General features: G+C 75.2%; 15 protein-coding genes. 11 read left to right on the forward strand and 4 right to left on the reverse strand.

Translation table 11 applies throughout. The features are described 5' to 3' along the window. Positions 1–122: 122 nt before the first annotated feature. From ACZ6RC_RS23740 to ACZ6RC_RS23760, 5 genes are all read left to right on the forward strand, one after another. On the forward strand, positions 123–581 hold the full coding sequence (locus tag ACZ6RC_RS23740) for a hypothetical protein (protein ID WP_469586546.1): 459 nt from the start codon (positions 123–125) through the stop codon (positions 579–581). 249 nt (positions 582–830) lie between these two features. Then, a complete protein-coding gene (locus tag ACZ6RC_RS23745) occupies positions 831–2,015 on the forward strand; it encodes a carboxylate-amine ligase (protein ID WP_469586548.1) in 1,185 nt (394 codons plus the stop codon). Positions 2,016–2,166: 151 nt separating this feature from the next. Then, positions 2,167–2,463, forward strand: coding sequence for a hypothetical protein (locus ACZ6RC_RS23750; RefSeq protein ID WP_391133890.1), 297 nt, complete (start codon positions 2,167–2,169; stop codon positions 2,461–2,463). A gap of 587 nt (positions 2,464–3,050) precedes the next feature. Further along, complete coding sequence (locus tag ACZ6RC_RS23755) at positions 3,051–3,380, forward strand: hypothetical protein (protein ID WP_391133893.1); 330 nt, start codon at positions 3,051–3,053, stop codon at positions 3,378–3,380. A gap of 82 nt (positions 3,381–3,462) precedes the next feature. Beyond that, positions 3,463–4,197, forward strand: a complete 735-nt coding sequence (locus ACZ6RC_RS23760; RefSeq protein WP_469586773.1) for a formylglycine-generating enzyme family protein — start codon at positions 3,463–3,465, stop codon at positions 4,195–4,197. Positions 4,198–4,243: 46 nt separating this feature from the next. On the opposite strand, the gene ACZ6RC_RS23765 is transcribed toward ACZ6RC_RS23760, so the two are convergent. Then, the gene (locus ACZ6RC_RS23765) at positions 4,244–5,473 is read right to left on the reverse strand and encodes an FUSC family protein (RefSeq protein WP_469586553.1); all 1,230 of its coding nucleotides are present in this window, start codon (positions 5,471–5,473) and stop codon (positions 4,244–4,246) included. A gap of 218 nt (positions 5,474–5,691) precedes the next feature. Between ACZ6RC_RS23765 and ACZ6RC_RS23770 the strand changes: the two genes are divergently transcribed. Further along, entirely contained in the window at positions 5,692–6,915 is a 1,224-nt protein-coding gene (locus ACZ6RC_RS23770; protein ID WP_469586555.1) for an amidohydrolase, read from the forward strand. A 101-nt stretch (positions 6,916–7,016) separates the two neighbouring features. On the opposite strand, the gene ACZ6RC_RS23775 is transcribed toward ACZ6RC_RS23770, so the two are convergent. After that, complete coding sequence (locus ACZ6RC_RS23775; protein ID WP_469586559.1) at positions 7,017–8,483, reverse strand: aminotransferase class I/II-fold pyridoxal phosphate-dependent enzyme; 1,467 nt, start codon at positions 8,481–8,483, stop codon at positions 7,017–7,019. Between the two features lie 279 nt (positions 8,484–8,762). Between ACZ6RC_RS23775 and ACZ6RC_RS23780 the strand changes: the two genes are divergently transcribed. The 3 genes from ACZ6RC_RS23780 to ACZ6RC_RS23790 all read left to right on the forward strand — a co-directional run bounded on the left by ACZ6RC_RS23780 (position 8,763) and on the right by ACZ6RC_RS23790 (position 14,226). After that, on the forward strand, positions 8,763–10,547 hold the full coding sequence (locus tag ACZ6RC_RS23780; protein WP_391133906.1) for an N-acetylglutaminylglutamine amidotransferase: 1,785 nt from the start codon (positions 8,763–8,765) through the stop codon (positions 10,545–10,547). Continuing rightward, positions 10,520–12,832, forward strand: a complete 2,313-nt coding sequence (locus tag ACZ6RC_RS23785) for a S9 family peptidase (RefSeq protein ID WP_469586563.1) — start codon at positions 10,520–10,522, stop codon at positions 12,830–12,832. The genes ACZ6RC_RS23780 and ACZ6RC_RS23785 overlap by 28 nt, the downstream gene beginning before the upstream one ends. Before the next feature lie 299 nt (positions 12,833–13,131). After that, the gene (locus ACZ6RC_RS23790; protein WP_469586566.1) at positions 13,132–14,226 is read left to right on the forward strand and encodes a carboxylate-amine ligase; all 1,095 of its coding nucleotides are present in this window, start codon (positions 13,132–13,134) and stop codon (positions 14,224–14,226) included. 227 nt (positions 14,227–14,453) lie between these two features. On the opposite strand, the gene ACZ6RC_RS23795 is transcribed toward ACZ6RC_RS23790, so the two are convergent. After that, on the reverse strand, positions 14,454–14,957 hold the full coding sequence (locus ACZ6RC_RS23795) for a metallophosphoesterase family protein (RefSeq protein ID WP_391133914.1): 504 nt from the start codon (positions 14,955–14,957) through the stop codon (positions 14,454–14,456). A 339-nt stretch (positions 14,958–15,296) separates the two neighbouring features. Between ACZ6RC_RS23795 and ACZ6RC_RS23800 the strand changes: the two genes are divergently transcribed. Then, a complete protein-coding gene (locus tag ACZ6RC_RS23800; RefSeq protein ID WP_391133917.1) occupies positions 15,297–15,518 on the forward strand; it encodes a hypothetical protein in 222 nt (73 codons plus the stop codon). A gap of 51 nt (positions 15,519–15,569) precedes the next feature. On the opposite strand, the gene ACZ6RC_RS23805 is transcribed toward ACZ6RC_RS23800, so the two are convergent. Further along, positions 15,570–16,241 (reverse strand): TIGR03086 family metal-binding protein, encoded by a 672-nt coding sequence (locus ACZ6RC_RS23805; RefSeq protein WP_469586570.1) that lies wholly within the window; start codon positions 16,239–16,241, stop codon positions 15,570–15,572. 63 nt (positions 16,242–16,304) lie between these two features. On the opposite strand from ACZ6RC_RS23805, the gene ACZ6RC_RS23810 reads away from it, so the two are divergent. After that, entirely contained in the window at positions 16,305–17,114 is an 810-nt protein-coding gene (locus ACZ6RC_RS23810; protein ID WP_469586573.1) for an AraC family transcriptional regulator, read from the forward strand. Positions 17,115–17,148: the final 34 nt, after the last annotated feature.

Consider the following 17,148-nt stretch of genomic DNA (forward strand, 5'->3'; position numbering starts at 1 on the left):
CCCGGGGGGGGGGCGCGCCCCCCCCCCCCCCCCCCCCCCCCCCCCCCCCCCCCGCGCCCCCCCGGGGGGGGGGGGGGGGGGGGGGGGGGCCCCCCCCCACGGCGCTGTGGGACGCTCGGTCGATGGCGAACGGCGAGAGCGGGACGGGGCGATCCGCCCCGACGGAGTACGTACGGTTCCAGGCCGCGGTCCCGAACGAACGGGGCCACTTCACCGGCGTGTTCGGCCTGGTGAACAACCTCGGGCGGGCCGGGCGGCTCGATCCGGAGGAGGAGCGGTTCCGACGGGTGAACAACGCCTGGTACGACGCCGCCTACACCGACCCGTCGACGGTGGACCCGTCGGTCTACGACCCCGCGGTCCATCCGGGGGCCGCCGCCTGGTTCAAACCGACGGCGACGCATCTCCTGGAGCGGATCGACGGCTACCTCGACGTCCTCGCCGCGCACGGCGTGGCGTACGAGACGCTGCGGTCCGCCGCGCCCGGCCGGGTGATCTACGAGGACGACGTCCAGGTCGTGGTCGTCCCGGCGGAGCCCCGGGGGCGGCCCGGCGGCGAGCCGGCGGGCGTCGGCGGGTGACCGGGGAGCGTCGACGGGTGACCGGGGAGCGTCGACGGGTGAGCGGGAGCGTCGGCGGGTGACCGGGGAGCGTCGACGGCCGGAACGGCTCGGGCGCGCCGCCCGCGGGTGCGATGCCTAAGGCGGGCGTATCCGGGCAGTCGGGTGACGTAGAGCCGGCCTCCTGACCTGCCGCCGTTCCTGGCAGGGCGCCCCACGCAAGGCAGGGAAGGCCGGTCGAACCGTCCCCGGGATCCCTGGAGAGTGGTCGTGACCGTTCGGGTAGGGGTTGAGGAAGAGTTCCACGTGGTCGACAGGGAGCGCGGTTCCCTCGTACCACGGGCCGACGTGCTGCTGGACGGGCTGCCCGGCGGGACGTACACCCGTGAGATGGCGCGTTCGATCGTCGAGACCAACAGCGAGGTCCACGCGTCCCTGGAAGGGCTGCACGACGACCTGCTCCGCACCCGGCGGGGACTCGACGCGGCCGCCGCACGCCACGGCCTGGCCGTCATCGGCGCGGGCACCGCCCCGCTGGGGCGGATCGAGGCGGTGGACGTCACGCCGGACGCCCGTTACCGCGCCATGGCGGACGAGTACCGCCGCGTCGCCGACGAACAGCTGATCTGCGGCGCCCAGGTGCACGTCGACGTCCCCGACCGCGACAGCGCGGTCCGCGCCCTGTGCGCGCTGGGACCGTGGCTGCCGCCGCTGCTCGCCCTGTCGGCCAGCTCCCCCTTCTGGCTCGGCTCCGACACCGGATACGCCAGCTGGCGGACCATGCTCTGGCAGCGGTGGCCCACCGCCGGGCCCGCCGGCTGCTTCCGCGACGCCGCGGAGTACGACGGCGCCGTGGCGGGCCTCATCCGGTCGGGCGTCATCAGCGACGCGGGAATGATCTATTACGACGTCCGGCCGTCCGCCCATCAGGGCACCCTCGAACTGCGCGTCTGTGACGCCTGCCCCCGCCCGGAGACCGTGGTGATGATCGCCGGGCTCTTCCGCGCCCTGGTGACCGACGTCCTCGCCCGTGCGGACCGGCCCGGGTACCGGGCGTGCGACGGCAGGCACGAATGGCTGCGCGCGGCGACCTGGCGCGCGGCGCGGTCGGGGCTCGAAGCGGAGCTCATCGATCCGGAGACCCGGCGCCCAGCCCCGGCGGCCCGGGTCATGGGGACGCTCCTGCGCCGACTGCGCCCCGCTCTGGAGGAGTACGGCGACTGGGAGCTGGTGCGCGACCTCGTCGCCAGGACCGTGGCGAACGGGAGCACCGCCCGGCGGCTGCGGGCGGCCGCCGCACGGGAGGACCTGCTGGCCGCCGTGGACCTGCTCGCCGCGGAGACCCGTGGGGAGCGGCCCGCCCGCAAGCCCGCCCGCACCTCGCCGTTCGCCCGGGCCGCCCGTGTCCTCCCGACGGCCGAACCGCGGCCCGTACGGGTGAAAAGCACGGAATAGCGCCTTCCTCGGCGTGTCGCGGGGGATCCATCCCCCGCGAGGTGCTTTCGGGCGTCCGGACACGCCCCTGCGAGGCCGTCCGGACACGGCCCGGGTCGCACCTCTTCGGATCATCCTCCGGTGGCCGGGCGGGGGACGGAGGGAGCGGATCGTGAGGCGTCTGCGGCCGGTGCGTGTCGCCGGGCTGATGATCGGGGCGGCCGGGCTGTCGGCACCGCATACGGCGGCCGCCGCGAGCCGGGCCACCGGCGCGGTGCGGCGGGCCGGATCGGGCGCCGACGCCCTCGCCGAGGCCTTCTCCGACGCCCTCTCCCCCGCCGGAGCCGTGGGTCTGGCGGGCGGCGGACTTCTCGCCGGCTTCGGCGCCGCCCGGTTCGTCCGGGGGCGCCGCCGGAGCACACCCCGCTCCGGCGCCACCGCACGACCGGCCGGGCGCCGCCCGGCCTGACCTCACCTGCATGACCTGAGACCACCGGGGCGTACGCGCGCGGGCAGACCGCCCGCGACCGGACGGCCCCGGGGCGGTACCGCGGCAGCCGGGGCCGCCGTCCGCGCCGGCACGACCGTCGGGGCGACGACGCCGGGCGGACGGACCTGGGCGCCGCACACAGCCGGAGGGAAACCGCGTCCGAGCCGGTGCGCGGACGCGCGGGCCCAGTGCGACGGGCGCTCCGGGCGACGCCGGGAACACCCCGGAGCGGCTCTGCTCTGAGCAGCCCTGAGCAGCCCGGAGCACGAACGTGCCGCGAGCCGTGGGGACGCCCGACGCTCCGGTGCGCTCCCCTCCCCTACGCTCCGGTCCGCTCCGGTTCCGGAGAAGCGGGCGTACGGCCGTCGACCCGGTCCCGTACGCCACCCGCCCGGCGGCCCCCTCGGCCGACGGGCGAAACCGATGATCGCCGCCGCCTTTCGGATACTTGTCGTGAGCGCGCCGCTCTGCCCGGCCCGACGCCCTGGCGTCACACTGGGACGCGCACGCGGGCTCCGAGCCGCGCGGCGGCGCCTCCTGTGCACCCCGAGGAAGGGCGGTGGACGATGCTCGTCACCCACTTGATCGACGACGGAACCCTGCACGTGAAGGTCCAGCAGGATCTGAACGTCACCAACCGTGCCGCGGCCGCGCTCCAGGTCGAGGCGCTCGTCTCCGCCCACCGGCCGGGCCTGGTGGTCTTCGAGCTGCCGTCGGCCACACCGTCCCCGGCGACGCTCAGCGCGGTCGCCCGCGCCCGCCGCATGTGCCAGAGCATCGGCGTCCCCTTCAGCCTGACCGGCCCCGCCACCTCGGACCGGCGGCTGCTCGAAACGGCCTCGGCCGGCGAAGCGGCGCCCAGACTCCTGGAGTTCGGCGCGCGCCGCGACCACTGAAAGGGCCGCCCGCGCCGGGCGGGTGGCGCCGATTCCCCCCTCGGGTGCTCCTCGACCCGCCCGATAAGGTCCCCCCATGGACATGATCACCGTCCCTGCCGGACAGGTCACGCTCTCGGACCGGCGGACGCAACGGCGTTGGGCGGTCGACGTCGCCCCCTTCCACCTCGCGCGGGTCCCCGTCACCCGCGCGCTGTACGCCGAGGTGACCGGGGAACGGCCCGGCGAGGCCGAGGGGGACCGCCTGCCCGTCGACAGCGTCTCCTGGTGGGACGCGATCCGGTTCTGCAACACCCTGTCCCTGCGTGAAGGACTCACGCCCGCCTACCACTTCGACGCCGAAGCGGAGGCGGGAGCGCGGGCGGGGACGGGAAGGGCGGCCGCCCAGGCGGGCGTCGAGAGCAACGCGCCCGTCGCGTGGGACGCCACAGCCGACGGATACCGGCTGCCGACCGAGGCCGAGTGGGAGCACGCCTGCCGCGCCGGTACGACCGGTCCGCGCTACGGCCCCCTCGACGACATCGCCTGGTACCGCGGCAACGCCGCGGAGCGCGTCCACGAGGTGGGAGGCAAGCAGCCCAACGCGTGGGGTTTCCACGACATGCTGGGCAACGTCTGGGACTGGTGCTGGGACGTCTACGACCCCGAGGTCTACGGCACCTACCGCGTGCTGCGCGGCGGCGGCTGGTTCGACGAGCACTGGAGCTGCCGCGCCTCGGCACGCCGCCGCAGCCACCCCACCTTCCGCGTCGACGACGTGGGCTTCCGGCCGGCGCGCACCGCGCCTCTGCACGGCGCACCTCTCCGGAACCACTGAGCCCGCCCGACCCGCGCGCACGCTCCGGCCGCCCCCGGCGGCCCGCTCACTTCCGCGCCCCCTCGCCACGGCCCGACAGGTACGTGATCTCCTCCAGGACCCGCGCCGCCTCCACGAGCGCCGTGCCGTGGACGGGCCACTCCCCCGGATGGTCGAGGTGCCCGGTACGGGCCAGGGCCGTTGTGTCCTCGTAGCGGCGCTCGGCGTCCTCGACAAGACGGCGGAGGCGGGCGGAGTCCTCCGGCCCCCGGGGCGGGTCGAGACAGACGAGCGCCTCGGCGGTGGCGTGCAGCAGCCCGGCGTAGGAGGCGAGGAAGTCCGCCGCCGCGGACGCTTCCGGGGAGGCGGTGGCGGCGGACGCGTCGCCGGACGGTTCACCCGACGCGTCGGCGGCGGCCTCGTCGGCCGTTCCGGTGGAGATGCCTGGGGAGTCCGGGGAGGAGCCTGCCGGCCGCTCCCGGCCGGCCGGCGCGGAGGTCTGGCGTTCGTACGCCAGGGCCCGTGCGATGGACCGGACGTACGTACCGATGCGCTCGATCATGCTGACCGCCTCGTGGCAGCGGAGCAGCGCGGCCTGGGCGCTGTTCCACGGCCGGCGCGGGTTGAGCCGGGTGTTCTCCTGCTCCTTCTCGAGCGCCGTCCGCGCGTGCGCCGCTCGTGCCACCAGCTCCTCGCAGCGGTGCGGCCAGTCCTGCCGTACGTCCTCGTCCTCGGTCTCCCCCGCGGCGGTCCGCGCCAGGTCCCGCAACAGGTCGGCGGTGTGGGCGGCCAGGTCGGCGACCCGCCGACGGGCCGTGTCCGTGTGCGGGGAGGGGGCGATCGCGAAGTGCGCGGCCAGACCGCAGCACACGCCGATGGCCGCGGAGGTCACCAGCGGGCCGATGTAGTCGAGCCGTCCCCCGCCGCCCACGAACGCGAAGAGCGCCACGACCGGGACCTGGCCGCGCTGCCCTCCGAGGAGGTCGAGCCGGGCCACCAGGAGGGCGATGAAGACCAGGACGGCGAGGGTCCAGGCGTGCACGCCGACGGTGCTGCCGAAGCCCGCCGCCACGGCGGTCCCGATCGCCATGGCGCCCAGGTACTGCACGGAGTCCCACAGCGAGCGGTACACCGTGGACTGCAGGGCCAGCAGCGCGGTGAACGGGGCGAACGCCGTGACGTTCACGGGCAGCAGCCAGGAGGCCAGGCACCAGGCGGCGGTCGCGGCGGCCGCGCCCTTGGCCAGGAGCAGCAGCCTGTCGCGCGCCTCGCCCGGCCCGCGGACCGCGTCCCTCACGAACGTACGCACCTCGTGCCCGTGCCGTCGGCACCAGGCGCCCACTCCAGCCGTCCGGTCGGACACACCTCTCCCGTCCACGTCATTCCTCGGGGCCCGTCCCGTCCCGCGTACCCCTCGCTCAGGCGATTACGTGCGCGGACCGGTGTGACGCGAACCGCCTTCCGGGCATCGCCCGCCGTCTCTGTGGAACACGTGAGAGGTGGCAGCGACCGCCCATGTCCAAGGAGGCCACCGTGTCCGAGACCCCGGAGATCCTGTACGCCCGCATCCGGGAGGAGGTGGCCGCCCGCGCGGACCGGCTCTGGGACGTGAGCCTCGCCTTGCACCGCGAACCCGAGACGGCCTACGAGGAGCACCGCGCGGCCGGGTTGCTCACCGGTGAGCTGGAACGCGAGGGCTTCACGGTCGAACGCGGGGCGGCCGGACTCCCCACCGCCTTCGTCGGGCGTACGGGCACGGCAGCCGCCCCGGGCGACGGGCCCTGTGTCGCGCTCCTGATGGAGTACGACGCGCTGCCGCTGCTCGGCCACGCCTGCGGGCACAATCTCATCGCCTCGGCCGGCCTCGGCGCGGCCCTCGCCGTCCGGGCGGCGCTCGGCGGGATCGACGGGACACTGCTGGCCGTCGGGGCGCCGGCGGAGGAGCGCGGCGGCGGCAAGGTCACGGAGGTGGCGGCGGGCCTGTTCGAGGGGGTGGACGCGGCCCTGATGTTCCATCCCGGCGTCTACGACTGGGCCTGGGCGCCGCTCACGGCGAGCGCGCAGGTCCGGGTGGGTTTCCACGGACGAGCCGCGCACCCGACCGGCAGCCCGACGGAGGGCATCGACGCGCTGGGGGCGCTGATCCAGCTCTTCAACGCGCTGGGCGTCCTGCACAAGCGGCTGCCCCTCGGCTCGCACATCCAGGGCATCGTGACGGACGGGGGCCGGGCCACGAACATCGTCCCGGAGTACGCGGAGGGGATGTTCGGGCTGCGCGGGGGCACCACCACCGCGCTGGAGGAGCTGGTGGAGGAGCTGCGGAGCTGCGCCCAAGGCATCGCGCTGGCCACCCGGACCACCGTGGAGGTCACCGACGTGGGCGGGCGGTACGAGCACTTCCGGGACAACGACGTGCTCTCCGGCGTGTTCGCCGGGCATCTGGAGCGGGCGGGGATCCGGTTGTCGGAGCCCGAGGCGGGGGTGTACCTCGGGTCGTCCGACATCGGCAACGTCAGCACGCGGGTGCCCGCGATCCACCCGTTCGTCGCCATCATGGGCGCGGACGGGGCGGACCACACGCCGGAGTTCGCGGATGCGGCCGCCGGGCCGCGGGCCCGGCAGGTGATGCTGGCGGCGGCGGAGGCGCTGGCGTGCACGGCGGCGGACGTCCTGCTCCGCGGGGACCTGTCGGAGCGGGCCTGGGCCCGCCTGCGGGAGAAGGCCGCCGCCGGGCTCTGATGCCCGGGACCGCCCCGGGCAGCGCGGCCCGGCGAACGGCTCACCGGCCCCGGATTCCCGGCGCCGTGCCGGTCCCTGCCCGGGACCGACGGCCGCCCGGGTCAGTCCTCGACGGTCACGCGGACGCTCTTCACCTCGGTGTCCGCCGCGTCCGGGACGACCATCCCCGCCTCGACGCCGCTGCGCAGATACCGCAGCACCTCGGCGTTGAGCCTCTCGCCCGGCACCGCCGCCGGAATGCCGGGCGGGTAGGGCGTGAGCATCTCGGCGGTCACCCGGCCGGCGGCCTTCTCCCACGGCACCTGCTCCACGCGCCCGAAGAAGGCGTCGCGCGGGAGCATGACCTGCTCCAGACGCAGGTCGGCCGGGTCGGGGACCTCGACCGGGGTCGCGGGCCGCAGCTCCTCGGCGTGCGCGGCGACATCGCGCAAGGCGGCGACCAGGGCGCGGGCGCTGCGGCTGTCGTCGGCGTGGGTGAGCTGGGCGCTCGTACGGCGGTGGTCGGAGAGGTGCAGGTTGACGCGGTGGTGCTCGCGGATCCAGTCGGCGATCCGGTAGCCGGTGGTGCCGAGGCCGGTGATGTCGACGATGACCTGGAGGGGGTCGAGGTCGGCCGCGCGGCCGGGCCCGCAGAAGTCGTCGCGCCCGTGGACGTGCATGCCGTCGATCTCGGCGATCTGCGCCCGTACCGTCTTGGCCAGGGCGAGCGCGTCGTCGTACAGGCCGTGGCCGCGCTGGACCATCTGGCGGCGCCAGCCGTCGAGGGCGGCGTAGACGAGTACGGAGGGGCTGGTGGTGCCCAGGAGGTCCTCGCGGTTCTTGAGCACCTCCGGTGCGATCAGGTCGCCCTGGAGGTGGAAGACCGAGCCCTGTTCGAGGCCGGAGCCCATCTTGTGGACGGAGGTGACGCAGACGTCCGCGCCGGCGTCCATCGCCCAGGTCGGCAGGTCCGGGTGGAAGGGCAGGTGGGCGCCCCACGCCTCGTCGACGATGAGGGGCACGCCGTGGTCGTGGCACGTGTCGGCGATGGCGCGCAGGTCGGAGCAGGTGCCGTACGGCGTCGGCGTGGTCACGAGGGCGCCCCGGGCGTCGGGGTGCTCGGCGAACGCGGCGCGGAAGGCCTCGGCGGACGGCGGATGGGCGAGGTGCCGCTCCGGGTCCCACTGCGGGTCCACCCAGATCGGCACGATCCCGGCGAGGACCAGGCCGGAGACCACGGACTTGTGCGCGTCCCGTCCCACCAGCAACTTCTCGTGCGGTCCCGCGACGGACAGCATGGCGGCCTTGACCGACAGCGAGCTGCCGCAGGTCGAGAAGAAGGTGTGCTCCGCACCGACGGCGTCGGCCATCAGCTCCTGGGCCTTGGCCAGGATCCCCCGGGACGAGGCCCGGTCGTCCAGGCCGCTGGTGGCGAGCACGTCGGAGTGGAACACGCCGTCGCCGAGGATCGCGCGCACCCGGGGGTCCGCGCCGCGCCCCTGCTTGTGGCCGGGCGGTGTGAAGGGGGTCTGGTTCTCTGCGTGGTACGCGGCCAGCGCGTCGAGCACGGGTGCCTGTGAATGGTCCATGGGGCTGCGGGTTCCCTGCGTATCGGGGCAAAAACTCCGCTTGATGATCATGAACGGGTGCGGGGCGGGCGCCGGTGGCGGTCTCGCGAGGCATGCCCCACGATCAAACGGGAACCCGCGAAGCGGAGCGGATCGCCGGACGCCACCCCATACAGACGGCGTACGGGCGTCCGTTCCCCGTCTTCAAGGAGTTGTCGTGATTGATTCACAGCAGGTCGAGGAGGAGTGCGAGGCCTCCAGCGCGCCGGGGGCGGGCGCCATACGGCGGGTGGGTGTGACATGTGCGGTTTGAGCGGTGAGATCCGTTTCGACGACCGGCGCCCCGACGTGGCCGCCGTGGAGCGCATGACCGACCGCCTGGCGGCCCGCGGCCCGGACGGCCGGGGCATCTGGTCGCAGGGCCCGGTGGCCCTGGGGCACCGCCGTCTGAAGATCATCGACCTGTCGGAGCGCGGCGCACAGCCGATGACCGACACCGATGCCCGGCTGACGGGCGTCTTCAACGGGTGCGTGTACAACTACCGGGAGCTGCGGCGCGAGCTGCAGGGCCTCGGCCACCGGTTCTTCTCCACCTCGGACACCGAGGTGATCCTCAAGGCGTACCACCAGTGGGGTACGGACTGTGTCGACCACCTCATCGGGATGTTCGTCTTCGTCATCGTGGAGAACGACAGCGGCCGCGTGGTGCTGGCCCGCGACCGGCTGGGCATCAAGCCGCTGTACCTGACGCACGGCCCCGGCCGGATGCGGTTCGCCTCCACCCTGCCCGCGCTGCTCGCCGGCGGCGGCGTCGACACCTCGCTGGACCCGGTCGCGCTGCACCAGTACCTGAGCTGGCACGCCACGGTGGCGGCCCCGCGGACCGTCCTCAACGGCGTGCGCAAGCTGCCGCCCGCCACGGTCCGCGTGGTGGAGCCGGACGGCTCCTACCGGGACCGGTGCTACTGGCAGCCGTCGTACACCCGCCGTCCCGAGGATGCGGGCATGGACGCGCACGACTGGCGGGACGCGGTCCTGGACGGGCTGCGGAAGGCGGTGCGCCGCCGGATGGTCGCCGACGTGCCGGTCGGCGTGCTGCTCTCCGGCGGGCTCGACTCGTCCCTGATCGTGGCCCTGCTCGCGGAGGAGGGCCAGCGGGACCTGGCGACGTTCAGCGTGGGCTTCGAGTCGGAGGGTGGCGAGGAGGGTGACGAGTTCGCGTACTCGGACCTGATCGCACGGCGCTACGACACCGAGCATCACCAGCTGATGGTGCCCTCCGACCGGGTGTCGACAGCCCTGGACGGGGCGGTCCGGGCCATGAGCGAGCCGATGATCAGCCATGACGTGGTCGCCTTCCACCTGCTGTCGGAGCTGGTCTCCAAGGAGGTCAGCGTCGTCCAGAGCGGCCAGGGCGCCGACGAGGTCTTCGCCGGCTACCACTGGTATCCGGCGATGGCCGCCGTCGAGCGGGAGCGCGAGCCGGAGACGTACGCCGAGGTGTACTTCGACCGGCCGCACTCCGACTTCGCCCGGATCCTCCAGCCGCACCTGCTGACCGGCCAGGACGAGTCCGGCCGGTTCGTCCGCGACCACATGGCGGCGCCGGGCGCCGAGACCGCGCTCGACGCGGCGCTGCGGCTCGACACCCACGTGATGCTGGTCGACGACCCGGTCAAGCGCGTGGACAACATGACCATGGACTGGGGCCTGGAGGCCCGGACGCCGTTCCTCGACCATGAACTGGTTGAGCTGGCCGCGGCCTGCCCGCCGGAGCTGAAGCTGGCCCAGGGCGGCAAGGGCGTCGTCAAGGACGCGGGCCGCGCGCTGCTGCCCCGGAAGGTCGTCGACCGGCCCAAGGGCTACTTCCCGGTGCCGGCGATCCGCCACATGGCGGGGCCCGTCCTCGAACGGGTGCGGCACGCGCTCTCCGCACCCGAGGCCCGGGCGCGCGGTGTCTTCCGCGACGAGTACGTCGCCGAACTCCTCGCCGCCCCCGACCACCACCGGACGAAGCGAGGGGCGAACGCCCTGTGGCACGTAGCGTTGTTGGAGATATGGCTGCAGACACACGGGATCAACTGACCGGAGTCACGTCGGCGGCACCGGTGACGGTGCCGCTGGCCGATGCCGCGGGCCTGCGCGACACGCCCCAGCCGCTGATCGCGCACGGCTGCTGGTACCCGTCGGCGGACCCGACGGGCGAGCAGGTGGCGTTCATCTGCGACCGGACGGGCGTGCCCCAGCTGTGGACCGGGCCGGTGGACGGCTCCGAGATCCATCTGCTGGACGCGGACCCCGACCCGGTCACGGAGGTGGCCTGGTCCCCCGACGGGCGGTGGATCGCCTACACGGTCGCCCCCGGCGGCGGTGAGCTCACCCGCGTCCTGTGCGTACGCCCGGACGGCACCGGCCGCCGGATCGTGGCCGGCGCGGACTCCGGCACCTCGGCGTACCTGGGCTGCTGGACGCGCGACGGGTCCGCCGTGGCGGTCACCGTCGCCGAGCCACCGCCGTCCCCACCGGGCCACACGGCCCGCCCGGCCGCCCGGCAGACCGCCCGGCAGGACACGGCCGCCGCGCCGGACCACGAGGTCGTCTTCGCCGACCTGCCCGCCGGGTGGGCGGACCGCGACGGCCCGGCCACCCTGCTCGGCGGCGCCCGCCGGGGCGACGTCGGCCCGTCGGGTACGCCTCGGGACCGGCCGCGCCCGGCGGCCGGCCTGACCGACCCCGGCGGTCTCGGCGCGCCGGGCACGTTCACCCCGGTGAGCGGTGACGGCGCGGCGGACGGGATGCCCTCGGGCGCGATCGACGGAGCCCCCTGGCACGTGAACGGCGAGGGAGCGGCGGCGGGCCCGGACGACGGCTCGGCCGGCGGCCCGGACGGCAGCGCCCGGGACCGGCTCACCGCGTACCTGGTCGATCCCGACGGTCTCCGGTCGCCCGTGCTCGTCGCCGCCGAGTCGGGGGCGGCCACACTGCGGGTGTGCGACGTCAGCCAGGACGAGCGGTTCGCGCTGGTACGGCGGGGACCGCGGGGCCGCCGGGAGGCGGTGGTCGTGCGCACCGCCGACCTCGTCACCGGCTCCGTCCTGCGGGTCGGCGACGGCGACCCGTGGATCGGCCGGTTCTCCCCGGACGGGCGCACGCTGTGGCTGCGCAGCGACCACGAACGACGGTTCGCCGCCCTGCTCGCCGCGGGGCTCGACGAGGACGGCGGGCGCCTCGGCCTGTCCGTGCTGGCCGAGCGCGAGGAGAGCGACCTGGAGCTGCTGGCGTTCGCCGAGGACGGCCGGACGGCCGCCCTGGCGTGGAACGTGCAGGGCGCAAGCGAGCTGCAGACCCTCGGCCTCCCGGCCGGTGGGCCCGCGCCCAGCGGCGCCGCCACCGGGACGACGCCGCCCCGTGACGTACCGCTGCCGCACGAGGTCGTCACCCGCATCACCCGGGCCGGGCCCGGCGGCATGGTCCTCGCGGTGGCGGGTTCCCAGCGCCGCCCGGGAGTGTGGTGGGTGTCCTCCCGCGCCCTGACGACGCGCACCCCGTGGTCCTCCCGGGACGAGGACGCCGTCCCGCCCGGCAGGCCGCCCGTGCGGCCCGTACCGCTGCGGCCGGTGGCACGCGACGGACTGCACCTGGGCGGCTGGTACTACCGGGCGCCAGGCCGCGCCGCCGGCCGGCCCGCCCCGTGCGTGATCCATCTCCACGGCGGTCCGGAGGAACAGGAACGGCCGGTCTTCGACCCCCTGTACCACGAGCTCCTCGGCCGGGGTCTCGACGTCTTCGCCCCCGACGTGCGCGGCTCCTCCGGCTGGGGCCGGGAGTTCGTGGACGCCGACCTCGGTACGGGACGGTTCGCGGCGATCGACGACGTCGCCGACTGCGCCGCGCACGCGGTCCTGACCGGGCGCGCCGACCCGACGCGGCTCGCGGTGATGGGGCGCTCGTACGGCGGCTATCTGACCCTGGCGTCCCTCGTGTGGCATCCGGAGCTGTTCCGTACCGGCGTCGCCGTCTGCGGGATGTCGGACTTCGCGACCTTCTTCGCGGAGACCGAGCCGTGGATCGCCGAGTCGGCGGCGCACAAGTACGGCCATCCGGTGCGCGACCGGGAACTGTTGCGCTCGCTCTCCCCGATGAGCCGCGTCGACGCGCTGCGCGTGCCGCTGCTGGCGGTGCACGGGGAGCACGACACCAACGTGCCGCCGGGCGAGTCGGAGCAGATGGTGCGGGCGGCCCGGGAACGGGGTCTGCAGGCCGAGCTGCTCACGCTGCTCGACGAGGGCCACGACTTCCGGCGTGCGGACAACCGGCGCCTGTTCCGCCGTACCACCGCGGACTGGATGGAGCGCCACCTCGGCGCCTGAGCGGCGGCGGTACGGCGCCGACGGAAGGAACCGGCCGCGGGCGGCGCCCCGGCCCGGCCCAGTCGGGGGTGGTGTCGGACGGTGCGGGCCGCGGTCGGGGCGGCTCCGGGCGGCCCGGCCCGGTGCGAGGGCGCTCCCGGCGGGCCCGGACCCGTGCAGGGCTGCTCCCGGCGGGCCCGGCCCCGTGCAGGGCTGCTCCCGGCGGGCCCGGCCCCGTGGGGGCGTGTACGGCGCCTGACCAGGCCCGCGGTGGGTCCGTCCGGCCGAATCCTTCCGCCGATACGGGGTACCGGAGGGACATGATCACCATTGGGGTCGAGGAAGAGTACTTGCTGCTCGATCCGGACACGTGCCTGCCCGTGCCGCTCGCGGACGAGGTGCGGGCGGCGGCCGGACTGGAGCCGATCGTCGAGGACGCCGAGGTCCAGTCGGAGCTGCTGCAGGCCCAGGTCGAGGTCGCCACGCCCGTCTGCGCGGATCTGGGCGAGGTGGGCGGCCATCTGCTGCGGCTGCGGCACGCGCTCGGTACGGCGGCGGAGCGCAGCGGCTGCCGCCTGGCGGCCTGCGCGACCGCTCCGTACCGGGAGACGGCGCCGGTCCCGGTCACCCGCAAGGCCCGTTATCTGGCGATGTCCTCCCAGGCGCCGCAGCTCGTGGCCGAGCAGCTCGTCAACGGGATGCACGTCCACGCGGCCGTGCCGGACCGGGAGATGGGCGTCGCCGTCTTGAGCCGGATCCGGGTCTGGCTGCCCGTCCTGGTGGCGATGTCCGCGAACTCGCCGCTGTGGGACGGCAACGACACCGGATTCGCGAGCTGGCGCACGGTGGTCTTCGGCCGCTGGCCGGTCAGCGGTCCCCCGCCCCTCTTCACCTCGCTCGAGGACCACGAGACGCGCGTCCGCTCGTTGGTGGACACCGGCATCATCACCGACACCGGCCAGCTGTACTGGCAGGCCCGCCTCTCCGACAAGTACCCGACGGTCGAGGTGCGCTGCGCCGATGTGCAGCTGCGCGCCGACGCGGCGGTCATGTTCGCCGGTCTCGTCCGCGCGATGACCGCGACCGCGATCCGCGAGGAGAAGGCCGGAGCGCCGCTCCCCCAGTGCACCCCCGAGCTGCTGCAGGCGGCCAACTGGCACGCCGCGCGGCACGGCCTGAGCGGTCTGCTGGTCGACCCCACCGGGCGGACGCGCCGGGCGGGCGACGTGCTCGTCATGCTCCTCGATCACCTCACCCCCGCTCTCGACGAGGCCGGGGACACCCGCGAGGTGACTTCGCTGGTGCACCGGCTGCTCCAGGAGGGCACCCCCGCGGACCGTCAACGCCGCGCGCTGGCCGAGGGCGGACCGGCGGCCCTCGCGGAGCTGATCACCAGCGAGACCGTCGCTCCCTGACGCGGTGATGCCCGGCCCCGGGGGCCCGGCGCCCCCGCTCAGGGGGCGTGCGGCCCCGCGTCCGCCGCCGGAGCGGCGCCGCCGTGGCGTACTCGTCCGCACCGACGTCACGGCTGCCGCCCCAGCGCGTGGCCGTCGACGTCCTCGGCGACGGCTGGGCTCCCCAGCGTCGCCGCGCCGATCGCCGGGCTGGCCACTGGGTGCCGTAAGGAAGGTCCCCCTGCCTCCTAGGACCTGGGTGGCAGCCGGTGCAGGGTGACCTCGCCCAGTGTGCCGTCGGAGACGGTCAGCGTCATGTACGTGCAGAAGGGCTGGCGCCTGCGGTCGGTCGGGGAGCCGGGGTTCAGCAGGCGCGGTCCGCCCGGGGCCGTCGAGTCCCACGGGATGTGGCTGTGCCCGAAGACCAGGACGTCCAGGTCGGGGAAGCGCCGGGCGCAGCGCTGTTCGCGCCCGGCGGCGGCGCCCGTCTCGTGGACGACACCGAACCGCAGCCCGCCCAGCTCGGCGCGCGCGACCTCGGGGAGCCTGCGCCGAAGCGCCGGACCGTCGTTGTTGCCGTACACCCCGATCAGCCGCCGGGCCCGGGCCTCCAGCAGGTCGACGGTGGCCTCGTCGATCCAGTCCCCGGCGTGGAGGACGGCATCGGCCTCGTCGATGCCCGCCAGGAGGGCCTCGGGCAGGCGCTTGGCGCGGACCGGCAGGTGCGTGTCGGAGGTGAGCAGCAGCCGCATGGGTTCACCGTAGGGGGCGGGGGTCGCCCCAGCTCGGCCGACGTGCGGAGCTAGGGCGTGTCCGGAAAGTAGCGCCGTCTGCCCGCAGGGCAGGGCCCGCGGCGTCTGGTGCGTGCGATCGCAAGGCGAAGGGTCGCCCTCGTACTGGACGTACTCGGGTGATCCCGACAACGCAGCGTGGGGGCACCTCCCGTGCCCGAAGGGCTACGGGGGAGCTCGTGCCAGGCGTCGCGGGCCAGGCGGGACTTTCCGGACACGACCTAGGGGGTGTCCCGTGTGCCCTGCGCCGACCGGAGTAAGCCTGATGCGTCCGGGGACGTACGGATCCACAGTGGACCCATGAGCAGCCACCGTCCCGTCGTCGTCCATCCGCCCTCCGGAACCGGCGGCCGCCGCGTCCACGCGGACGGGCGGATCCTCGGCCTGGCGGAGAGCGTGGCCGACGTGGCGGACCTGCTGGCCGCGATCGGCCTCGAACTCGGGCCGGACGAGGTCGCCGACTCCCCGATGATCGAATGGCGGGGCGGCGGCCCGGCGGTCTGGGCCGAATCCCCTCCGTGAGCCCACGCGTGCCGCTGACCGGGGGCCGTGGCGGCGGTCGGTGACGGCCGGTCAGGGACGCGGGGCGGGGGTGGGGGTGCGGGGGTCGCGGCCGGTCAGGGCGAGGAGGGTCGCGAACTCCGAGGCGCCCGGCGGGACCGGGTACGGCTCGCCGAAGACCCCGTTCTCGCGGCCCATGGGCGCCATCTCCCGTACCAGACCGACCAGTTCGCGCACCGCGTGCTCGTCGGGGGTGAACGGCTGCCCGCTCGCCCGGGCGAGGTCCCACGCGTGGACCGTCAGGTCGATCAGCGCCAGGCTGCCCACCGTCCTGGCCGGCAGCCCCATCGCGCCGCTCGTGCCCTCCTCGGCACCGGGCGCGGACCACGCATGCGCCAGGCGGGCGGTCTCGTCGGTGAAGCGGTCGCGCCAGTCGGGCCCGTGCGTGCCGACGTAGTCGGGGGTGGTGGAGAAGTCCGGGGTCTCCTTGGCGGCGAGGGCCCGGAAGTTGACGACGACCTGAAAGAGGTGGTTGAGGAGGTCGCGGACGGTGAACAGGTCGCAGGGCGTGGGGTCGTCGAGCCCCTCGTCCCGCAGGCCGCGCACCACGGGGTCGGCGGCGCGGGCGGCGGCCCCGAGCAGGGCGCCGATGCCGAGCGGGGCGGCCGGCGGGAGGGGCGACGGCGCGGGGTGGTGCGGTGACGGGTGGTGCGAGCCGGGCACCTGGTCAGTGGTGTTGTCCATGGGGGCACCGTACGAGCGCGCCCCGCGCCGCGGCTTGAAGAAACGCGACATAGGATCGCCGCCATGGCGGGACCGAGGCGGGACACGCGGGGCATCGTGGACGCCTCCGCGTTGATGACGCGGGTCCGGTTCCGGCGCGTCGAGCCCGCGCCGCCGCTGCGGCCGTACGTGGAGCACTACTGGCTGGTCGACTGGGCGCTGGACGCGCCGTACGTCACGCGGGTGGTGCCGCACCCGTCGGTCAACCTCGTCTTCCAGCGCGACGGCGCCCGCGCGGCCGGGGCCGTCGTGTCCGGCGTCGGTCGGGAGCTGTTCACCCGCGAGCTGGCGGGGACCGGGCGGGTGTGCGGGGTGCAGTTCCGTCCGGGCGGGTTCCGTGGCTTCGCTCCCGCCCTGCCGGTGTCGCACTGGACCGGCCGGCAGGTGCCGCCCGCCGAGGTCTTCGGCCGCGACCTCGCGCCGGAGGTCGACGCCGTCCTCGGCCCGGAGCGGGAGGAGACGCGGGTGGCCGCCCTGGACGCGTTCCTGCTCGGGCTCGGCCCGGAACCGGACCCGCGCGTGGAGACGGCGATGGCGCTGGCCGACCGGATCCGACGGGACCGCACCGTACGGCGGGTCGACGCGGTCGCCCGCGCCGAGGGGCTGACCGTCCGCTCCCTGCAACGGCTCTTCGCCGCGTACGTGGGGGTGAGCCCGAAGTGGGTGATCCTGCGCTACCGCGTCCACGAGGCGCTGGAGCGCGCCGCCGCCGCTCCGGGTCGGGCGGTGGACTGGGCCGCGCTCGCCGCCGAGCTGGGCTACAGCGACCAGGCCCACCTCGTCCGGGACGTCACAGCGACGGTGGGCGTGCCGCCCACGACGCTCACCCGCTGACGCGCGGGAGGCGCGGGCGGCGCGGGCGGGCTCC

The organism is Streptomyces sp. NPDC048353 (genome assembly GCF_055587165.1).